Annotated in this window: 17 protein-coding genes; 5 read left to right on the top strand and 12 right to left on the bottom strand. The window is 57.2% G+C overall.

Going from position 1 to position 20,363, the window contains the following annotated elements:
* The first annotated feature begins 67 nt into the window (after positions 1-67).
* A complete protein-coding gene (locus R5R33_RS15810; RefSeq protein ID WP_318953665.1) occupies positions 68-1,690 on the top strand; it encodes a carboxylesterase/lipase family protein in 1,623 nt (540 codons plus the stop codon).
* A gap of 145 nt (positions 1,691-1,835) precedes the next feature.
* Complete coding sequence (locus R5R33_RS15805) at positions 1,836-2,426, top strand: histidine phosphatase family protein (protein ID WP_318953664.1); 591 nt, start codon at positions 1,836-1,838, stop codon at positions 2,424-2,426.
* 74 nt (positions 2,427-2,500) lie between these two features.
* On the opposite strand, the gene pepN is transcribed toward R5R33_RS15805, so the two are convergent.
* Positions 2,501-5,149: an aminopeptidase N gene (gene pepN / locus R5R33_RS15800; RefSeq protein WP_318953663.1), complete on the bottom strand. Its 2,649-nt coding sequence runs from the start codon at positions 5,147-5,149 to the stop codon at positions 2,501-2,503.
* 38 nt (positions 5,150-5,187) lie between these two features.
* Positions 5,188-6,876, bottom strand: a complete 1,689-nt coding sequence (ggt, locus tag R5R33_RS15795) for a gamma-glutamyltransferase (RefSeq protein ID WP_318953662.1) — start codon at positions 6,874-6,876, stop codon at positions 5,188-5,190.
* Between the two features lie 183 nt (positions 6,877-7,059).
* Here ggt and R5R33_RS15790 point away from each other — a divergent pair, with 183 nt between their 5' ends.
* The 3 genes from R5R33_RS15790 to R5R33_RS15780 all read left to right on the top strand — a co-directional run bounded on the left by R5R33_RS15790 (position 7,060) and on the right by R5R33_RS15780 (position 10,954).
* Positions 7,060-10,176, top strand: coding sequence for an intermembrane phospholipid transport protein YdbH family protein (locus tag R5R33_RS15790; protein WP_318953661.1), 3,117 nt, complete (start codon positions 7,060-7,062; stop codon positions 10,174-10,176).
* 171 nt (positions 10,177-10,347) lie between these two features.
* Positions 10,348-10,557 carry a YnbE family lipoprotein gene (locus tag R5R33_RS15785; protein WP_318953660.1) on the top strand — a complete coding sequence of 70 codons (210 nt, stop codon included), beginning with the start codon at positions 10,348-10,350 and terminating at the stop codon, positions 10,555-10,557.
* Between the two features lie 70 nt (positions 10,558-10,627).
* On the top strand, positions 10,628-10,954 hold the full coding sequence (locus R5R33_RS15780) for a YdbL family protein (RefSeq protein WP_318953659.1): 327 nt from the start codon (positions 10,628-10,630) through the stop codon (positions 10,952-10,954).
* Between the two features lie 174 nt (positions 10,955-11,128).
* On the opposite strand, the gene rpoS is transcribed toward R5R33_RS15780, so the two are convergent.
* The 10 genes from rpoS to kdsA form a co-directional block, all read right to left on the bottom strand.
* On the bottom strand, positions 11,129-12,229 hold the full coding sequence (gene rpoS, locus R5R33_RS15775) for an RNA polymerase sigma factor RpoS (protein WP_318953658.1): 1,101 nt from the start codon (positions 12,227-12,229) through the stop codon (positions 11,129-11,131).
* 244 nt (positions 12,230-12,473) lie between these two features.
* Entirely contained in the window at positions 12,474-13,307 is an 834-nt protein-coding gene (locus tag R5R33_RS15770) for a peptidoglycan DD-metalloendopeptidase family protein (RefSeq protein ID WP_318953657.1), read from the bottom strand.
* 217 nt (positions 13,308-13,524) lie between these two features.
* Positions 13,525-14,484: a DUF368 domain-containing protein gene (locus tag R5R33_RS15765; protein WP_318953656.1), complete on the bottom strand. Its 960-nt coding sequence runs from the start codon at positions 14,482-14,484 to the stop codon at positions 13,525-13,527.
* Positions 14,484-15,155 (bottom strand): protein-L-isoaspartate(D-aspartate) O-methyltransferase, encoded by a 672-nt coding sequence (locus R5R33_RS15760; protein ID WP_404810373.1) that lies wholly within the window; start codon positions 15,153-15,155, stop codon positions 14,484-14,486. Before R5R33_RS15760 ends, R5R33_RS15765 begins: the two co-directional genes overlap by 1 nt.
* Before the next feature lie 108 nt (positions 15,156-15,263).
* Positions 15,264-16,253: a tRNA pseudouridine(13) synthase TruD gene (gene truD / locus R5R33_RS15755; protein ID WP_318953654.1), complete on the bottom strand. Its 990-nt coding sequence runs from the start codon at positions 16,251-16,253 to the stop codon at positions 15,264-15,266.
* Positions 16,250-16,744, bottom strand: coding sequence for a 2-C-methyl-D-erythritol 2,4-cyclodiphosphate synthase (gene ispF / locus R5R33_RS15750; protein WP_404810372.1), 495 nt, complete (start codon positions 16,742-16,744; stop codon positions 16,250-16,252). Before ispF ends, truD begins: the two co-directional genes overlap by 4 nt.
* Complete coding sequence (ispD, locus tag R5R33_RS15745) at positions 16,741-17,487, bottom strand: 2-C-methyl-D-erythritol 4-phosphate cytidylyltransferase (protein WP_318953653.1); 747 nt, start codon at positions 17,485-17,487, stop codon at positions 16,741-16,743. The genes ispF and ispD overlap by 4 nt, the downstream gene beginning before the upstream one ends.
* On the bottom strand, positions 17,484-17,798 hold the full coding sequence (locus R5R33_RS15740; RefSeq protein ID WP_318953652.1) for a septum formation initiator family protein: 315 nt from the start codon (positions 17,796-17,798) through the stop codon (positions 17,484-17,486). Before R5R33_RS15740 ends, ispD begins: the two co-directional genes overlap by 4 nt.
* A 302-nt stretch (positions 17,799-18,100) precedes the next feature.
* Positions 18,101-19,387, bottom strand: a complete 1,287-nt coding sequence (eno, locus tag R5R33_RS15735; protein WP_318953651.1) for a phosphopyruvate hydratase — start codon at positions 19,385-19,387, stop codon at positions 18,101-18,103.
* Between the two features lie 100 nt (positions 19,388-19,487).
* Positions 19,488-20,333: a 3-deoxy-8-phosphooctulonate synthase gene (gene kdsA, locus R5R33_RS15730; protein WP_318953650.1), complete on the bottom strand. Its 846-nt coding sequence runs from the start codon at positions 20,331-20,333 to the stop codon at positions 19,488-19,490.
* Positions 20,334-20,363: the final 30 nt, after the last annotated feature.

Here is a 20,363-nt window from a genome sequence, read left to right as displayed (position 1 = left end):
AATCCAATGCGCGATTGTCTCACCAATACCCCCCTTGAGAATCCCGTGAAGAAGGAAGCTCTGCGCCATGCCCGATACCAGGAAGCGAGATAATTCCGATAGCAACGTCCGTGAAAATGCGCTGCTCATCGAAACAGACTGCGGAATGCTAAAAGGCAGAATAACAACGGTTAACGCCAGTGCGTTGGGCGGTAGAACAGCGGAGGTACGGCAGTTTCTCGGCATTCCCTATGCAGAGCCCCCCGTCGGCGCATTGCGCTGGTGTCCTCCCCGTCCACCCTCACCGTGGAACGGTGTAAGGGATGCCACCCGCTTCGCCATGCCCGCCCCGCAAAACCCCAACTTCCTGTTTGAGATCCGGGGCCCGAATAGCGAGGAGCCAGACAATGAAGACTGCCTTTACCTGAATATCCATGCCCCCCTTTATCCGGAATATCCTCGATTGCCGGTCATGGTGTGGATTCACGGCGGCTCCTTTTACCTGGGGTCGGGCTGCCAGCCCCTGTACGACGGCCAGTATCTCGCCGGCAGCGGCCGTGCAATCGTGGTGACCATTAATTACCGATTGGGCGCGCTGGGATTTTTGCGCCTCAAAGATATCAGCGACATACCCGCGACCGGCAACGAAGGCATTCTCGACCAGATTGCGGCGTTGCGCTGGGTGCAGAAAAATATTGCCGCATTTGGCGGTGATCCCGACAACATTACTCTTTTCGGGGAATCCGCTGGCGCCATGAGTATCGCCAGTCTGTTTGCCGCACAGGATGGGAACAGCGAATCCCTTGGGGGCAGGCTCTTTCACAAGGCGATCGTACAAAGTGGCAATCCCGGTGTTTACAGTCACCCGGAAAACGCCACCGCGATGGCGGACAAATTCTGCGAGATTTTGTCGGCCCTGCGTGGAAATGTGCCCCTCAGTCACCCCCCCACAACCCGGGAACTACTCAAGGCTCAGGAAATACTGCTGAATGACCCGGAAACAAATCACCAGTGGGGACACCTTCCGTTCAAACCCGTGCTGGACAATGAGCTGATTACCCGTCCCCCCATAGAAGCCATACGCAATGGTGCCGGTTCCAGCATCGCCATTATGGTCGGCAGCAACCGGGATGAATGGAATCTGTTCAGCGCGGCGCGACCGGAAACCCTGACACTGGATGACCAACAGATTCGCAACCATCTGCGCCGGCTGTTGCCGGACAAGTGGATTCAACCGCTGCTGGATCACTATCGGCGGCAGGCGGAATCCCAGGCGGAAAACCCCTGGCCACTGTGGAGTCGCGTCTGGAACCTGATGCTCACCGATATGACATTTACCGTGCCCGGCCTTCGTCTGCTGCAGGCCCACAGTGGCAAGCGCTTTCACTATCATTTTTCGCAACCGCTGAGCGCCCAACCCATGCTCGGTGCCTGCCACGCTTCAGAACTCGGGTATGTATTCGGCACCCACGGCGATCCTTCGCTCCAGCACCTCTACGGCGGGGAGCAGGAGCCGCACTTCCTCAGCGAATCCATGCGCAATGCCTGGCTGAATTTTGCCGAAAGCGGCGATCCCGGTGGCGGCTGGCCGGGCTTTGACCAGGGCCACAGCCGCTGCTTCGGTAATCGTGACAGTGACCCGATGGATACCCAAGTGCTGCAGCGGGTATGGGAAATTCTGGATGACAGGAATCTACGCGGCTTTCTATAGCTCCTGACTATAGCTCCTGATCATCGATCATCGATCAAATCGTCGATGCACTCGCCGGGGCCTTTGGCTTTCAAATGCAGTTAGAATGTGCAACTCGATTTGCGGCCGACAGCCCGACGACACCCCCGGATGAGAGGCAGATGATTTGCACCAGATATTGTTGATTCGCCACGGCGAAGCCGCCAAGTCAGCCACCGACGCCGATCCCGGCCTCACACTACTCGGCCAGCGCCAAGCGGAAAACCTGGCCGACGATCTGGACCGACAGTTTCCCCGGGGCGAAGGCGTACGACTGGTCAGCAGCCCGAAAACACGCGCACTGCAAACGGCGATACCCGTGGCCGGGCGCTGGCAGATGCAGGTGGACGAAGAATACAACGTGATTGAGATTCCCTCCCCCCTGGGCATGCCGCTGGCAGAGCGCGGCCAATGGATTCGGGGGCTGCTGCATAGCCGCTGGGATACTCTCACACCGGAGCAGGGACATTGGCGCGAGGGCATCACCGATTATCTGTTGCGGCTAACTTCAACCACGGATGAGCGAAGGTTCCACACCACTCTGGTTTTCTGCCACTTTATGGTGATCAATTCGGTGGTGGCGGCAATCCGTAATGATCTGCAGGTAGCGCAATTTTACCCGGACTATACGTCGCAGACCCGCCTGGCGATAGAAGGTGGAAAATTGCATCTTGTGCAGCTGGGGCGGGAAACAAATAGCGGCAATCTGATCCAGTAACGCAGAGCGGGGCCCGAAGGCCCCGCTCTGCGTTACTGAGTGTGATTATTCATCACCCCGCTGACCGGTCACACTCAATCCTGCTCGAGGCTTTTGCTGACCACCTCATACAAATCCCGCGACAGCTCGCCACTGACAGAGATTTTTTGCAGTGCTGCATGAATCTGCGCGGATTCCTGTGCTCGATATTTTTTCCAGCGCGTCAGCGGTGTTACCAGACGCGCGGCAATCTGCGGGTTGAGCTTGTCCAGCGCAATGACCTGATCCGCGAGGAACGTGTAGCCACTGCCATCCGCCCGGTGGAACTGGGTGAAGTTGCGCATGGCGAAACCAGCGATCACCGCGCGTACCTTGTTGGGGTTTTTCACCTCAAACGCCGGATGTGCAATCAACTTCTGTACCCTCTCCAGAGTACCGAACTTGGCGCTGCCACTCTGCAGGCCGAACCAGGTTTCGACCACCTGGGTGTCCTGCTGCCACTGCTGATAGAACGCCTGCAGGAAGCCCTCTGCCTGCGTTTCCGTACCGAACTCCACCAGCGCAGCCAGTGCCGCGGCGGTGTCCGTCATGTTTTCTCCGCGCTCGAACTGCCCCTTTGCCAGTGCCAGTGCGTCGGCACTGCCCGCCGCACACAGATAGAAGAGGCAGGTGTTTTTCAGGCTGCGTTCGGCAATATCCTCTGCCGTGGGACTATAGGGCTTGTGTTGTTCCAGTGCGTGATAGCGAGTGAGGAATCGCTCCGCCAACGCCGTCGCAATGGCGTCGCGGGCAAAAGTGCGCGCGGCGATGATCGCGGCAGCGTCGATTTCTCCCCCCTGCTCCGCGATTTCCTGTGCACTGGGAAGGGCCAGCATTTTTGCCACCAGTGCCGGGTCCAGGGCCGCGTCGTCGAGTACTGCCGCGTAACCTTCGATCAACGCCGCTGGCTGTTGCAATGCCTCACCGGACCGGTACTGCTGCTGCAACGTCTGCAGGCTATTTATGGACAGTCGCTGACAGGCATCCCAGCGATTGAACGGATCGGTATCGTGCTGCATCAGGAACTGCAGTTGTGCACTGGAATAGTCATAGCGCAGCTTTACCGGTGCGGAAAATCCGCGCAGCAACGACGGTAATGGACGGGATGCAATACCGGCGAAGGTAAAGTTCTGGCTCGCCTCGGTGAGATGCAGCACGACTTCCATCTGCCCGGCGGCATCATCAAGCCGCAGCGGGCTGCCATCTTCTGCCAGCAGGCCCACCGTTATTGGGATATGCAGTGGCAGCTTGCCTTTCTGCCCCGGGGTCTCCGGGGTTTGCTGTCGAATGGTGAGGGAATATTCACCGAGTGCCTCGTTGTAGGTGTCCTCCACATCGAGTACCGGGGTGCCCGCCTGACTGTACCAGCGGCGGAACTGCTTCAGGTCCGCACCATTGGCGTCCTCCATCGCTGCCACGAAATCTTCGCAGGTCACCGCACAGCCATCGTGGCGCTCAAAATACAGATCGCTGCCGCGACGGAAAGCCTCTGGCCCGAGGATGGTGTGGATCATCCGCACCACTTCCGCGCCTTTTTCGTACACGGTGAGGGTGTAGAAATTGGAAATTTCCATATAGGAATCGGGCCGCACCGGGTGTGACATGGGACCCGCATCCTCGGCAAACTGGGAGGTGCGCAGCAGGGTCACATCTTCTATGCGCTTTACCGCCCGCGAGTTCATATCCGCGGAAAACTCCGCATCGCGGAACACCGTAAATCCCTCTTTCAGGCTCAATTGGAACCAGTCACGACAGGTCACACGGTTGCCGGACCAGTTGTGGAAATACTCGTGCGCAACAATGGATTCAATGCGCTGAAACGCCGCGTCGGTGGCGGTTTCCGGGCTGGCGAGGACGCAGGCGGAATTGAATATATTCAACCCTTTGTTCTCCATTGCCCCCATATTGAAGTGATCCACCGCCACGATCATGAATATGTCCAGATCGTATTCCCGGCCGTACACTTCTTCATCCCAACGCATGGAGTGCTTGAGGGATGTCATGGCATGGGCACACTTGCCAATATTGCGCGCTTCGGTAAAGAGCTGCAGTTTCACTTCGCGACCACTACAGGTGGTGAAACTGTCTTCCACATGTTGCAGATCACCCGCCACCAGCGCAAACAGGTAGGAGGGTTTGGCGAACGGATCTTCCCAGGTCACCCTAAGACGCCCGTCCTCGGTGGTGCCGCTGTCGACTTTGTTGCCATTGGACAGCAGCACAGGATAGGAAGCGGGCGCGACAATAGTGGTGGTGAAAACCGACATCACGTCCGGACGATCCGGATAGAAGGTGATTTTGCGGAATCCCTCCGCCTCGCACTGGGTGCAGTACATTCCGTTGGAGAGATACAGCCCCTCGAGAGACGTATTTGCCTCGGGGGCGATGCGAGTGTGCACCTCCAGCTCGAACTCGGGCGCGTCTGTGCTGAGAGAAAGTCCGCCGGCCCGTTGCTGGTAGCGATGGGCCGGAAGAAGCTCGCCATTTATTGAAACAGACAGCAGCTCCAGATCCGCGCCATCGAGCCACAGCGGCGGCAGAGTTTCGTTCGCCTGGGCCACCGCCGGATTGCGCCGGATTTTCAGCTTGGATTTCACCAGCGTGGCATGCGGGTCGAGCTCAAAACTGAGATCCGTGTGATCCACCAGATAATCCGGTGCCTGGTAATCCTTGAGGTAAATCGTACGCGCTTGGGAGTCTTTCATTCACTGCTGTCTCTTTCAGAAATTGGTCGGCGCTTTGATCAATAGCCGGCTGCCTGTCCGTCCTTGCGGCTTTCGGACGCACCGTGATACACACCATTTTTGTCCTTCAGGATGGCCTGATAGCCACCATAGGGGCCGCTTTCAAAGCGCACCTGATGTCCCATCTGTACCAGCTCGCGCCGGGTTTCCATCGGGAAGCCGTCTTCGAGGCTGAGGTAGCCACCATCTTCCATCAGTTCATCGGTGGGCTGGCTGGAACCGGTGTGCAGGATGCGCGCCGCGTCGCCCGCTTCCTGAACGTTCAGGCCGAAGTCCACCATGTTGATGATCACCTGTGCGTGCATCTGCGGTTGCGTGGCACCTCCCATGACCCCGAAGCTGAGCCAGGGCTTGCCATCCTTGGTTACAAAGGCGGGAATGATGGTGTGGAACGGGCGCTTGCCCGGCTGGTACTGGTTGAAATGCCCCTCTTTCAGGCTGAACATTTCCCCGCGATCCTGGAGGATAAAGCCCAGTTCACCGGGTGTCATACCGGAACCCATGCCGCGGTAGTTGCTCTGGATCAGCGACACCATATTGCCGTCCTTGTCCGCGGTGGTGAGATAGATGGTATCCCCATGGCGCAGGGCTACGGTGCCAGCATCGTAACGCTTGGCAGCCTTGTCCAGATTGATCAGCTTGCGGCGTTTTTCCGCATAGGGTTTCGAAATAAGCTCTTTTACCGGCAAGTCGTTAAACGCCGGGTCCGCGTAATATTTGGCGCGGTCCTCAAACGCAAGCTTTTTCGCCTCGGTAAACAGGTGAACATACTCGGGGCTCAGGCGCCCCAGCTTCGCCAGGTCGTAGCCCTCGAGAATATTGAGGATCTGCAGTGCCGCAATACCCTGGCCATTGGGCGGCAGCTCCCACACATCGTAGCCGCGGTAGTTGGTGGACACCGGCTCCACCCAGTCGGATTTGTGGCTGGCGAGATCCTCAAAAGAAAGAAAGCCGCCGTTGGCCTTCATATAGCGGTCTATCTCCCGAGCGATATCTCCTTTATAGAAGGCATCGCGACCACCATCCGCAATTTTCTGCAGGGTTTTCGCCAGTCGCGGATTGCGGAAAATATCCCCCTCCTGTGGCGCGCGACCACCGGGCATGTAGGTTTCACGGAAACCCGGGTACTTCTCCAGCACCGGTACCGAGCGATTCCAGTAATAGGCCACCAGCTGCGTCACCGGAAAGCCATCGTTGGCATACTGGATCGCCGGTGCCAGCAGCTCTTTCATCGGCAACCGACCAAATTTTTGGTGCAGCTCAAACCAGCCGTCCACCGCGCCGGGCACGGACACCGGCAACGGACCATGGGCTGGGATCTTGTCGAGATTATTGTCGGAAAAATAACGGAATGGCAGCGATTTCGGCGAGCGCCCACTGGCATTCAAACCGTGCAGCTTTTTGTCCTTCGCGCTCCAGACGATGGCGAACAGATCACCACCAATGCCGTTACCCGTCGGCTCCATCAGCCCCTGGACCGCATTCGCCGCAATGGCGGCGTCTACGGCGCTGCCACCTTTCTTCAGGATATCCAGCGCCACCTGGGTCGCCAGTGGCTGGCTGGTAGCGGCCATGCCCTGAGTGGCCAGTACCGGCGAACGGCTGGCGAACCCTTCACCATTGATGCGGTCATAGGCATGAACGCCATTCACCAGCGACAGTGTGCCCAGCAATGATACCGCGGTCATCGCCAGTACTCCCCGGACCTGTCTGGCCTTACCGCGTAAAACTGTCATTCCAAAATTCACAATTTTTGCCCCTGTCGTTATTCTCACGAGTTAGTCTCTACATTTAGAAGTGGATTCTCAAGTCGGTCAACCGAGGTTTTCGTGCGATTTGCCCCCCGCGCCCTGAAGATCATTACAGGCTCTATGGCACTACTCTTGCTAGTCGCCGTTTGCGGCTGGGTGTCGCGGCATGCTTGGGTACCGGCGCTGATCAATCACCAACTGGATGGCGTGCGCCTGACGGAATTACAGGGACTGGAACTTGCCCGCACAGACCAGGGCATCAGCGCACAAATTGAGCACCTGCGCCTGGAAACCCGCGACGGACTCTCAATCGACCTGAGCGGTATCTACGTCAGCCGGCTGCCCGCCCTACTGCGCAAGTTGCTGAGTGCCAGCACACAGTCCCCGCCCGAGTCTGACGTCTTCGTCGAATACCTGGCGCTCCTCTCGACACCGGAATCAACCACCGACACGGGTAGCGCTGCCGGCGACAAATCAGGTCCTGGATCTGAGCAGGGGGATACGAAAGTAAATGCCCAGCCCGGAGATAATGGCATCGCCAAACGATCGGATGATGCTCCCGGCCTCGCCCTGGCGAAGACACTGCAGAGCCTGCGCAATCTACCGCTGCACAAGCTAGAAGTCCGACACATCCGCTGGCCCAACAGGATCGATGACAAGTTTTCATTTTCTGCGGTGCAGTCCCCGCAGCATGGGATCGACGGTGAGCTGCGCAGTGATCGCTGTGGAAAATGCCGCTTGCAACTGGGAATCCGAAATGAGAAGTCTCTGGCAAAGGCCACATTGAACCTGCTGCACGGAGAAGGGTCCGTCGCGCAACTGGATACACTATTGAAGCCTGCGATAGTCCCGGATAGTGAAGATCATCCGGCCGAATGGCAATTTGACAGTCATCTGGTTCTAGCCACTGAACAACTGCCGACACTGGTACAGCAGATTGGGGTCCAGCATAGCAAACCGGGGGACTGGGTAGATATTGTGCGATCGCTGCGCGGAAATCTGGATCTGAAAATTCGCGGAGTGATCCCAGACCGATTTACCGGCTCAGGAGACCTGCGCAATATCACCGCGAATATGGAAACCGGCGCACTTACCGTGATGCTGCCGGAAGAATTTGCCGGCCTCCCGCTCACTGCAGAAATCACCACCTCGCAGCCAATTAACCTGTACATTCACGCGATCGCGCCCCTGTCTGTGGGATCCGCTGAGGGCGAGTTGGAACTCCGCATTGGCAGCCAACCCGCACCAGCGAATACCGCGGTGGTACCACCCCTGTTGACCGGCAATCTAGTACTGGCGACAGAGAACAGTATTCCCGGAGTGCAATTCCGCGGGCAAACACAACTGGACGAAGTGTCGCGACTTTGGGAAACCCACAAGTGGCAAGATTTACGCGGGCAGTTTCCAGTGACGGCCATGCGCGGTTCTGCGGCATTCACCGGCGGATTTGCGCTCCCCGGTTTCGATGGGCTTCTGGCCGGAACCGCAGTGCCAGAGATCCGTCAATTTCTCGCAGAAATCAGGCTGGATGGCGAAGCAGCATTCCATCTGGATCTGCCAGCAGAAAACAACCCGCTAGCGGCAATTAACTGGCAAAAACCGCTGATCAAGCTCAATGGCGGACCAATCAAGGTTTCATCCGTGCAACTTCCGGGCAAGGTGGACCTGGAGCTTTCCCAGCTTTCCTTTTCTGTACAGGAAGTGCACCCTTCCCAGCAGAAAAGCGGCCCATCACCCGAGCTACATGGCGAGCTCGGAAAATTTCGCTGTAGCGGTTTGCCTACCGTCAATTGCACCCTGCAAGTAAAAGCAACAATACCGGAACTGATGCTGCCGAATGCCAGTACAAGTTTGAGCAAAATCAACCTGGTACTGGCGGAAGCGCAAGTTACCTTTGCAGAAGCTGACAGGATGTCCATCGCACTGCGGGAGCTGAATCTTAGTGCCGACGAGGGAATCTCTGGAGACATCACCATTGGCAAACCGGAATTGTTTGCCCAGCAGGCCAACTGCCAGCTGCAAAATGGCGCACTCTCCTGTGAGAGCCCGCAACTGGCGGTGAATCTGGACCCACTTAGCATGGGTGAAGATCAGCTGCGCGGCGCAGTGTTTGTTGAAGACCTGACCCTTACCCACCACAGTGACCAACCACAGAATTTCCAGGCGGCTGCGAGGTTTCATGCGGACAGCCTGAACATTCGCGCGCTTAAGCAATACAAAGCCGAAATTGCCACCCGCGGGCAATGGCAGTTTGCGAATCAGCAAATCAGCGGCAGCAGCGAGGTCAGCGGAGGGCCACTGACCCTGAACGCCTCGTGGCGGCACAATCTGAAGAATAGCCACGGCAATCTGAAGCTTGAGCTCCCACAGACGGAGTTCTCCCCCAAAAACAACCTCGGGCGCAGCCTGCATGGGCTGCCCGCAGATATCATCGGCGGTAAATTACAGGCAGAGGCCAACCTGCACTGGCCATCGTCAGAAAAAGATCAACTGCAGCTCACGTTTAACGACACCGCCCTCCAGCGCAACGACAGTTTTGCCGTAGGTGTCAACGCACAGGTCGCCCTGCGGCAGGATGCCGGCAAATGGGTAACGGCGAATCCGGTTCCGGTTTCAGTAAAATCGGTAGACACAGGCCTGGCCGTCAACAATATGCATTTCTTGCTGTCACTGACCGCCGATGGAGACCTGACACTGGGAAGCTTCTCCGCCGAATTGCTGGAAGGGGCGCTTACCGCCGACAAACTGATGTGGAACCTCAATGGCGAGGAACGCCACTCCCGGCTGCAGTTCACCGGACTCTCTATCGGCGCTCTGGCGAAGGAAATGGAATCCACCAATTTTGCTGCCAGCGGCCTGCTGGACGCGAGCATCCCACTCACTACCGACCGGCAGGGAATCACCGTCGATAACGGCACGGTAAAATCCCGTCCACCCGGCGGCAGGCTGCGCTATTACGGCGCCTTTTCTCCCAGCATGCTCGGCAGTAACCCGCAGCTCAAACTGCTCGCCGGTGCGCTGGAAGATTACAACTACCGCGACATTTCTGGCACCATGAGCTACCCCTTGAGCGGGGATCTGACCCTGAACCTGAAACTAACCGGGCGCAGCGCGGCCATTGATGCCAACCGCGACCTGATTATCAACCTGAACCTGGAAAACAACGTGCCGTCCATGCTGCGCTCCCTGCAGGCCAGCCGGGACCTCACCGATGTACTGGAGCGTCAGGTGCAATAAGCCGCGTCAATGCACGGGTTCAGCACCTTTTTGAGCGGACGCTAAAGCCTGTTCAGTTACGGTTAATCAGACAATATCTATAGTAATCATCAACAGCTCTCAGGTAACTCGGTTGTGACCGGACTAAAACGCAATAACGTTTAAACCTGAGAAACGAAGGAGCATTCAGTGATGCAGTCAGGAATTTTCAAACAGGCCGCATTGTGCCTCGCGTTGCTGTCCGGGAGCGCCCTGATGGCAGCCTGTACACCAACGATAGCGGTGCAAGCGCCCAATGAGCCGATTACCGTCAATCTCAACGTCAAGATTGAACATGAAATCCGCGTGAAAGTAGACAGGGAACTCGACGACCTGTTTGAAGACAAGGAAGGGATTTTCTGACGCCCGTGGGCGATAGAATTACCCATACCGATTGAGAGAAGGAAAACAGACTATGTCCGGATTTACATCCATGAAAAAACTGTTTAATGGCCTGCTGGCCCTGACCCTGCTGATTGCCCTGCCGGCCAGCGCGATCACCCTCAAAGACGCGCAAACCCAAGGTCTGGTTGGCGAAGCCAACAGCGGCTATATCGCTGTTGTACAGGAGAGCTCCCCGGAACTGGAGAAGCTGGTGGCAGAAGTGAATAGCAAGCGCAAGCAGGAATACGCGGCCATTGCCCAGCGCAACAATATCGACATTGCCCAGGTCGCCGCCCGCGCTGCGGAAAAACTCGAGGCTCGCCTGAGCAAGGGAGAGTACTACCAGGATAATCTGGGGCGCTGGCAGCAGAAATAATTCTGTGCGGGGCGGCCACTTGGCCGCTGCCTTTAAAACGCCAATCTAAACAGCAAGTTGGGCAAGGCAGGTTGCGGAAGCACCCCCAGAAATACAAAACCCGCAACACCAGTTGCGGGTTTCGGTTCGCGATTGTTTAGCGGAGGGAGTACTTCGTTCACTCCTGCAAACAAATCAGAGATTGGCAAAGAGAGACATACCGTCTAGCCCCTGGCTCTCCATAACTTCGCGCAGGCGCTTCAGCGCATCCACCTGAATCTGGCGTACACGCTCACGGGTAAGGCCGATTTCACGACCGACTTCTTCCAGGGTGCTGGCTTCGTAACCGCGCAGACCAAAGCGGCGGGAAACCACTTCACACTGCTTGTCCGGCAGCTCGCCCAACCAGCGATTGATACTTTCAAACAGGTCTGCATCCTGTAACAACTCTGCAGGATCGGATTCGTGCTGATCCGGAATGGTATCTACCAGGGTTTTTTCGGACGAGGGGCCAATGGGTGTATCTACTGAAGTGATACGCTCATTTAGGCCGAGCATCCGCTCAACATCTTCTACCGGTTTTTCCAGCAGGTTGGCAATCTCTTCCGCAGAGGGCTCATGATCGAGCTTTTGTGCCAGTTCGCGGGAAGCGCGAAGATAAACGTTGAGTTCCTTGACCACATGAATAGGCAGACGGATGGTGCGCGTCTGGTTCATGATGGCCCGCTCTATGGTCTGGCGAATCCACCAGGTAGCGTAGGTAGAGAAACGGAAACCACGTTCCGGGTCAAACTTTTCTACCGCACGTATCAGCCCAAGATTACCTTCTTCAATCAGATCCAGCAGTGCCAGGCCACGGCTCACATAGCGGCGGGCGATTTTTACCACCAAGCGCAGGTTACTTTCGATCATGCGCTTGCGTGCAGCGACATCACCGCGCAACGCCTTGCGAGCGTAGTAAACCTCTTCTTCCGCAGTCAGCAGGGGTGAAAAACCGATTTCGTTTAGATAAAGCTGGGTAGCGTCAAGATTTTTGTTTGCGTGGGGGTCATCCATCCGGCGGATGGAGGTTTTCGGTGAAATACTTTTCGTTATAGATCTAGGTGAGATGGTTTCGGAGCTTTTCTTGGCCGCCTTTCTCCGTGGGCGGCTGGTTTCTACTTCTTCATCTTCGGATAAGGAATCGTCTTCATCCAATTCCAGAGACTCATCATAGGAATCGTCATTATCCATCGAGTCGATCGAGAGATCGGCTCTGCTATCGTATTCCAGAAGATCACGACGTTGTGCTTCCATTTCCCCAACTCCTTGTACTGTGCCTGTATCAGCCGCTTCGACAGCTCGCGATCGCTGAACCGGTCGCTGCCAGATGCGACAGCCTCCGTTCTCGGCAACTCACCCTCATTGGTGAGTAGGGTCACTGCAGGGCAGTTAATGCCGTTCCCGGTGACTACCTCAAGTGGTTATAAATAAAAATCCATTTTTATTGCACAACAGCGTAACGACAGGCAGGTACTTGCGCCCACTAGCACCAGGTAAATTACGGGAGGTAGGCCATGGGGTCTACCGGCTGACCATTCCGGCGAATTTCGAAGTGGAGCATATCGCGGTCGGTACCACTTGAACCCAGTTCCGCTATCCGTTGCCCCGCCTTGACCTTCGCACCCTCACCCACAAGCAGTTTGTCGTTGTGGGCATAAGCACTGAGGAACTCCTCACTGTGCTTGATGATCAAAAGCTTACCGTAACCTCTCAGTGCGCTTCCGGCGTAAATCACTGTGCCATCCGCCGCTGCCTGAACAGATTCCCCCTTTTTACCTGCGATATCAACTCCCTTTCGCAAGGGGTCACCTGGCTGGTAGGTGGCTATCACCCTTCCTCGCACTGGCCACTGCCAATTCGTGCCAGATGTGGATTTGGCCGAATTTAACGATTTCTGGGTACCTGCCGTTACTGGTTTTCTGGTGCTTACAGCAGCTTTTTTGACCGGTGCACGGGGCTTTTCTGCTACCGCGACAGGCTTCGCAGTCACCTTCACAGGCGCTCTGCCGGAGAGCTGTAAGCGCTGCCCGGGGAATATCCGATAGGGTGAAGAAATACCATTGATGGAAGCTAAGTCTTTGAAATCTTTACCATATCTCCAGGCGATGGAGTACAGGGTCTCGCCTTTACTGACGGTGTGGTGCTGAATTCTGTGACTCGGCGGCTGCTGTAGAGTCGAGGTAGGAGCAAAATTGCTGGCACAGGATGCGGTGCCTGCGCAGAGCGTGAGAAGGCACAGAACCCGGCGCAGAAAAAAGTAAAATTGGCGCAACTCTCCTTTCGAGACTCCAGTTTTCCCCACGCTGAATTGTCGATATTTGCGCCGTTTCATTATTCTCTTTTTACATCAAAGGGGTGCATTTATGGAAAAAGTGTCTAAAGAATGCCGTGGGTTTTATGCGCTTCGAGGTCAAAAACGCCCGCCCTTTTCCTCGCCCATCAACACCGGAATTTTCCGGCGTAACTCCATGGAGTTACACCTCCAAATCGCCCGCCATGTTCCGGAAATACCGTGGTAATCCCCAGCTTCCGCAATTGTCAGCTTTTGCTTATTTTTCCTGTACGACATTTCCTACATGCCGCCAGCTGAGCCACTCAATAGCGAGCACCAGGATAACCGCCACCACTGCCGCCACCGCCGCAGCGAGAAAGTGGGAGGGCTGGCCGGATGCACTGGCAAACTCCGCCGGAAATACATTGGACATCATCGGCGCAAGTTTCTCACCATCTAGTCCCGCCATTTCGCTGGTTGCCAGTTTCCACGGCCAGACAATTTTCAGGCTGCCAAACAAAATGCCCACCAAAAATGACAGGGTCACCGATGGGAAGCGATGCATCAGCCAGGAAAGCAGGCGGCTGAACAACAGCAAGCCACTTGCGGCACCGGCGGCGAACCACGCAAGCGCACTTAGCTGAAATTGATGTACGGCCGCAATCACCTGCGGATAGATACCAATCATCAGCAATATAAAGGAGCCGGATATTCCAGGCAGGATCATTGCGCAGATCGCTAGGGCTCCGGAGAAAAACAGTGTGCTGGGTGTCGCAGCAAGTTCTGTAGGCCGCATTTCACTCACGAGAATTGCCAGCGCGACACCCAGCATCAGGGCCAGCCAGCTCTGCCACCGCCAATCTCGAATATGCCGAACAATGGGCACTACCGAGGCGAGGATCAAACCGAAAAAGAACGCCCAAACGATGATGGGATATTCGTGGAGCAAAAAGCTGATGAGTTTGGCAAGACTGAAAATACTGGTCAGGATGCCCGCGAACAGCGCCAACAGAAAGTTCCCATTGATCTGACGCCACGCGGCCGCAACCCCCTGCTTCCACAGGGTGGTCAGGGTATGCGGGCCGATACGGCTGATAGAGTCCAGCAGCTCCTGATAAATACCGGTGATAAAGGCAATGGTACCGCCGGATACACCGGGCACCACATCCGCAGCCCCCATGGCAACACCGCGGGCAGCCACACCCCAATAGCGACCGCGAAACAAATCCAGAGACATCAACGTACTACTCCACTCAACAATGGTACGAAGCGCACTGGCTCCGCCTTTTCTACATCAAACCGGTTGCCGTCTTCGCTGCGGGTCACGATGGTCAGAAACTGACGATCGCTTCCCACCGGAATGACCAACACCCCACCCGGTGCCAGCTGCTCCCTGAGCTCATCGGGGACACTCGCCGGCGCAGCAGCGCAGAGAATGGCGTCGTAAGGCCCCTGCTCCGGCCAGCCGTAACCACCGTTGCTAAGGCGCATCTCCACGTTAAAGATCCCCAGTTCGCGCATCCGCTGACGGGCCTTGGTAAGCAGCGGTTCAATGCGCTCTACGGAATACAGCTTGTCTACCAGCCGGGCGAGAATGGCGGTTTGATACCCGGACCCAGCACCCACTTCCAGCACCCGGGCGCGGGAGCGAGCACGACTCATCAGAAGCTCGGTCATGCGGGCGACGATGTAGGGTTGGGAGATGGTCTGGCCGTAGCCGATGGGCAGGGCAGTGTCTTCGTAGGCGCGGAGAGCCAGGGCCTCATCCAGAAACAGGTGACGGGGTGTGGATGCCATCACATCCAGCACCTCCTCGCTGCTGATACCTTCGTCCCGCAAGCGCTGAATCAGGCGATTGCGGGTACGCTGGGATGTCATACCCAGACCTTCGTGTCTCAAACGATCCATAAGGACGCACTGTCTCCCTGCAAGCAATTCACTGAAATGCCTTACTCCAAGTACATCCAGTGACTGGCCGGGGTCACAAACGCGCCACCGGTCACATTTTGTTGTCGTTTATTTTATTGCGCGATCGGACTGATTGACCAGTTCGGCCACTTCGCGCAGTAACGCGGTGGCAAATGTTCCCGGCGGAAGGGCGAAAGAGACAGTCAGATCGTCGCCCTGCCACAGGTACTGGAAGCCCAGAGGCTGCAGCACCAGCGCGCGTCGCTCCTGGCTGAGCCCACAGTGTTCCAGCCAATCACACCAAGATTTCCAGGGCTCCATGGCCTCGCTTTCAAGGTTCAGTTGGGCGTCGGCAGCCAGGTTGCGGCCGCGCCCCCAAAGTGGCCCGCTAGGGAACGATTCCGGCTCGCCTTCGAGCAGCGCCTGCCAGTTCCCCTGCTCTATGCGGCGCGCCAGTACCTGATTGAACAGCCAGCTGCGGGCGGCGGACATGGCAAATGCCTTCTGGTTGCGCGGCGTTCGCCGGCGTTTTCCCGCCCCCTGTTCCGCCAGCATCGTTTCTACCAGATCCAGGTTGCCGCCGTCATGGCCGAAACGCTGCTCGCCAAAATAATTGGGTACACCATCCGCGATATGCTGCAGCACCGCTTCAGCGGCAGCCCGGTCACCCTGTACATTGCGCAGGCGGATCTGGAAGCGATTGCCCAGGTGTTCGCCACGGCGGAGCTTGCGCTGGCCGCGGAAGTGCTGCAGCACCTGTACCTCTTCATTTTCCAGCGACTTCCAGTCCGGTTCCGGCTTTTGCGCCAGCCACACACTGAACCACTGGGTAGTGACGGCGTGGCGGTCCTTGAGGCCAAAAAAGCCCACATCGTTGCTCTGCACCCCGGCCAGTTGTGCCAGTTGCTGGGCAACATAGCCAGTGTTGGCGCCGCGTTTGCGGATATGTAAGTAGACGTGCTCACCCTCACCTTCCGCCGGTGCAGCGAGTTCGTCCACCACAAAGTCTTCCGGCTCGGAGCGAAAATCTGCCGTGATGGCGGCGCCGCCGAGAGCGCGGGGCCAGTCGAGGTTCCAGTCTTGTGTGTTATCGCTCACGGTGCACTTCCTGCAGCTCGGTCCAGCAGCACCACCGCTTGCGCGGCGATACCTTCCTTGCGACCGGTAAAACCGAGTTTTTCGCTGGTGGTCGCTTTGACACTGACAGCGTCGACACTTACCTGGCAGTCTTCGGCAATATTCCCCCGCATGGCGTCGATGTGCGGTGCCATTTTCGGGGCCTGCGCGATCAGGGTGGCATCGGCATTGACCAGGCGATAGCCGCGCTGGTGAATCAGGCTCATCACGTGACGCAACAGCACACGACTGTCGGCACCGGAGTATGCGTCATCGGTATCGGGAAAGTGTTTGCCAATATCACCCAATGCCAGCGCCCCCAACAGTGCATCTGCGAGTGCGTGCAGCAGCACATCGCCATCGGAGTGGGCGACGAGGCCCTGCTCATGGGGAATGACAACGCCACCGAGGACCACATGATCGCCGGGACCAAAGGCGTGTACGTCAATGCCCTGGCCGATTCTCAAATTCATACATTCTTTCCTGCAGAGAGTTCACCAGCCCGGTGTCGCAACAGGGCCTCCGCCAGTATCAAGTCGGCCGGATGGGTGATTTTGAAGTTGCTGCGGCAGGCGGCCACCAGTTCAGGGTGATAACCCGCCTGCTCCAGTGCGCTGGCTTCATCGGTGATCGCCAGCGGATCGTTTTCGAGCCCCCGCATCAGGGTGTCGCGCAACAGGCCAAGCGGTGCTTTTTGCGGTGTCTGCGCGAGCCATATCTGGTCTCTCGGCAGAGTCTGTCGAACCACGGTACTACCGCCTTCGCCCGGCTGCGACTGTTTGATGGTGTCACTGGCGGGTTGCGCCAGCAGTGCCATGGGCGCGGCGGCGAGCAATTTCTGTATATCGTCCAGCGCCACCAGGGGCCTGGCGGCGTCGTGCACGAGGACGGGGGTTGCCGGATTCTCGCGCGCGCTCAGGTAATCGAGCGCAGCGAGGACGGATTGGGCGCGTTCGGCACCGCCAATAACGGTGAACACTCTCGGATCCTGCGCGGCAGCGATGCTGGAAAATTCGCAGTCATCTGCGGCAATGGCGACGATGACCCCCTCGAGCCCGGGCCAGGACAGGATGTTTTCCAGGGTATGGGCAATGATGGGTTTGCCATTGAGCGGCAGATACTGTTTGGGAATTTCTGCCCCCATGCGCTTGCCGGAGCCGGCAGCGGGGACGATGACCCAGTAATTGCTTGCAACTGGGTGTACGGAGGTGGTCATTCTTTTTCTCGCTGTGCCTGCTCAGGAGTCTTTTGCTTGTCCTGGTCGAGAAAAATAAACAGGGTTTCGCCTTCTTTGATAAGGCCGAGATCGTAGCGGGCTTTGGCTTCTACGCCGTCGGTGCCTTCCTTGAGGCTGCGAACTTCCCGCAGTAGTTGGCGGTTCTCGCGCTCGAGCGCAGTATTTTTGTGCTGCTGCTCGGCAAGCTGCCGCTCCAGCCTGGCGATATCCGCAAAACTGCCCTCACCCACCCAGAGTCGGTATTGGGTGACCAGCAGCATGACGGTAAAAATTGCCAGCAGCCATTTCATTCTTGTGTTCTCTCCTGGCTTTAGGGGGACCCACAGATTTTATTCCGTGGCGGCCCTGCTACCGATACCCCTTCCCGGGACACGCCGTGAACCCATCCATGGGCGCTCTTCCGCGACATCCCTGTCGCAGACAAAACGGCAGGATAGCCGTTTTGGACGCCCTTAGGGCGCCCGGAGGGTGAGGGCCACGGATGGCCCGAATCTCCGTCCCGGGAAGGGGCATCGGTATCAGCGCCTTCGCATCCAAGTTCAGAATAGCGAGCTTGGATGCGAGTTTTCGCCAGTTTACCGGGCTTCAGTTCTTACTTGAACTCGGCAATGCCGCGGTAAGGCGCTTTGCCTTCCAGCTCGGCTTCGATGCGCAGCAGACGGTTGTACTTGGCTACGCGGTCGGAGCGGCACAGGGAGCCGGTTTTGATCTGGCCGGCAGACGTGGCAACCGCCAGGTCGGCGATGGTGGTGTCTTCGGTTTCGCCGGAGCGGTGAGAGATCACCGCGGTGTAACCGGCGTCTTTGGCCATTTTGATCGCGTCCAGGGTCTCGCTCAGGGAGCCGATCTGGTTGAACTTGATCAGGATGGAGTTGCCAACGCCCTTCTCGATGCCGTCTTTCAGGATCTTGGTGTTGGTTACGAACAGGTCGTCGCCCACCAGCTGTACCTTGCTGCCGATTTTGTCGGTGAGGATTTTCCAGCCGTCCCAGTCGCTCTCGTCCATGCCGTCTTCGATGGAGATGATCGGGTAGGTTTCAGACAGCTCGGCCAGGTAAGAAGCGAAGCCTTCGCTATCGAATTCCTTGCCTTCGCCAGCGAGTACGTACTTACCACCCTTATAGAATTCGGAAGAGGCGCAGTCCAGGGCCAGGGTAATGTCGTCGCCCAGTTTGTAGCCAGCGGCTTCAACGGCTTCGGCGATCACTTTCAGGGCACTTTCGTTGGACGGCAGGTTCGGCGCGAAGCCACCTTCGTCACCAACGGCGGTGTTCAGGCCCTGGGCAGACAGTACTTTTTTCAGGGAGTGGAAAATTTCTGCACCCTGACGCAGGGCTTCGGCGAAGGTTTTCGCTTTGACCGGCTGGATCATGAATTCCTGGATGTCGACGTTGTTGTCGGCATGCTCACCACCGTTGATGATGTTCATCATCGGTACCGGCAGGGTGTACTGGCCGGGGGTGCCGTTGATGTCGGCAATGTGCTGGTACAGGGGAACGCCTTTGGAGATGGCCGCGGCTTTGGCAGCAGCGAGGGAAACGGCCAGGATGGCGTTGGCGCCCAGCTTGGATTTGTTCTCGGTGCCGTCGGCGTCGATCATCGCCTGGTCGAGGGCGCGCTGATCGGTTGCGTCCATACCTACCAGAAGGTTGGCAATTTCACCGTTGATATTCGCTACGGCTTTCAGTACGCCTTTGCCCAGGTAACGGCTCTTGTCGCCGTCGCGCAGCTCGAGGGCCTCGCGAGAGCCGGTGGAAGCGCCAGACGGTGCACAGGCAGAACCTACCGCGCCGCACTCGAGAATTACATCGGCGTTAACGGTGGGGTTACCGCGGCTATCCAATACTTCAAAAGCTTTTACAGCAACAATCTTGCTCATGTTTACAACGGGCTCCTTGTCCTTCGAGAAATAGTTAGTCGAAAAATGGGTCTGTGAGGTTTGGATTTGGTGGCACTTCTCCCGCGCCACGCTTTTTTAATTATTTGGTATCCAGGAACTCGAATCCTTTTACCAGATCATCTACAGCTTTCATCTGTGCCAGGAAGGGCTCGAGCTTTTCCAGCGGCAGTGCGCTGGGACCATCACACAGGGCCTTGTTCGGATTCGGGTGTGACTCCAGGAACAGACCGGCGATGCCGATGGCGAGGCCTGCGCGGCCGAGTTCGGTAACCTGGCTGCGACGGCCTCCGGAGGCGGCGCCACCCGGATCGCGCATCTGCAGCGAGTGGGTCACGTCAAAGATCAGTGGGGCACCGTTGGTGGCATCGATCATGGTGCGGAAACCGAGCATGTCGACCACCAGATTGTCGTAACCGAAGCAGGCGCCGCGCTCGCACAGGATGATGTTTTCGTTTCCACCCTCGGCAAACTTTTCCACCACATTTTTCATCTGCGGCGGGCTCATGAACTGGGGTTTTTTCACGTTGATCACCGCCCCGGTGGCCGCCATGGCGGCCACCAGATCGGTCTGGCGAGCGAGGAATGCCGGCAGTTGAATCACATCTACCACTTCAGCAACCGGTGCCGCCTGATGTGGTTCGTGCACGTCGGTAATCAGCGGAACACCGAAGGTCTTTTTGATTTCTTCAAAAATCTTCAGCCCCTCTTCCATACCCGGGCCGCGGTAGCTGTGAATGGAAGAGCGGTTGGCCTTATCGAAGGACGCCTTGAATACGTAGGGAATACCGAGCTTGTCGGTTACCTTGACGTAATGCTCCGCGACCTTCATCGCCATATCGCGGGATTCCAGCACATTCATACCGCCGAACAGGGTGAACGGCCTGTCGTTGGCAACCTGCAGGCTGCCTACCTGAATGGATTTCATCGCTTTCAACATCCTTTTTCGCGCCCCCGA

This window comes from Microbulbifer pacificus (assembly GCF_033723955.1).
Lineage (GTDB): Bacteria > Pseudomonadota > Gammaproteobacteria > Pseudomonadales > Cellvibrionaceae > Microbulbifer > Microbulbifer pacificus.
The sequence above is the reverse complement of the archived record's forward strand: the minus strand, read 5'-3'. Positions and strand labels throughout refer to the sequence as shown.

Bases quoted from the DNA above. Each gene is read 5' to 3' on its own strand.
- R5R33_RS15760 (WP_404810373.1), bottom strand. From the start codon at position 15,155: ATGGATCGTTTGAGACACGAAGGTCTGGGTATGACATCCCAGCGTACC.
- ispD (WP_318953653.1), bottom strand. From the start codon at position 17,487: ATGACCACCTCCGTACACCCAGTTGCAAGCAATTACTGGGTCATCGTC.
- R5R33_RS15740 (WP_318953652.1), bottom strand. From the start codon at position 17,798: ATGAAATGGCTGCTGGCAATTTTTACCGTCATGCTGCTGGTCACCCAA.
- R5R33_RS15810 (WP_318953665.1), top strand. From the start codon at position 68: ATGCCCGATACCAGGAAGCGAGATAATTCCGATAGCAACGTCCGTGAA.
- R5R33_RS15785 (WP_318953660.1), top strand. From the start codon at position 10,348: ATGCAGTCAGGAATTTTCAAACAGGCCGCATTGTGCCTCGCGTTGCTG.
- R5R33_RS15770 (WP_318953657.1), bottom strand. From the start codon at position 13,307: ATGAAACGGCGCAAATATCGACAATTCAGCGTGGGGAAAACTGGAGTC.
- R5R33_RS15780 (WP_318953659.1), top strand. From the start codon at position 10,628: ATGAAAAAACTGTTTAATGGCCTGCTGGCCCTGACCCTGCTGATTGCC.
- pepN (WP_318953663.1), bottom strand. From the start codon at position 5,149: ATGAAAGACTCCCAAGCGCGTACGATTTACCTCAAGGATTACCAGGCA.
- rpoS (WP_318953658.1), bottom strand. From the start codon at position 12,229: ATGGAAGCACAACGTCGTGATCTTCTGGAATACGATAGCAGAGCCGAT.
- ggt (WP_318953662.1), bottom strand. From the start codon at position 6,876: ATGACCGCGGTATCATTGCTGGGCACACTGTCGCTGGTGAATGGCGTT.
- R5R33_RS15765 (WP_318953656.1), bottom strand. From the start codon at position 14,484: ATGTCTCTGGATTTGTTTCGCGGTCGCTATTGGGGTGTGGCTGCCCGC.
- eno (WP_318953651.1), bottom strand. From the start codon at position 19,387: ATGAGCAAGATTGTTGCTGTAAAAGCTTTTGAAGTATTGGATAGCCGC.
- kdsA (WP_318953650.1), bottom strand. From the start codon at position 20,333: ATGAAATCCATTCAGGTAGGCAGCCTGCAGGTTGCCAACGACAGGCCG.
- ispF (WP_404810372.1), bottom strand. From the start codon at position 16,744: ATGAATTTGAGAATCGGCCAGGGCATTGACGTACACGCCTTTGGTCCC.
- R5R33_RS15790 (WP_318953661.1), top strand. From the start codon at position 7,060: ATGGCACTACTCTTGCTAGTCGCCGTTTGCGGCTGGGTGTCGCGGCAT.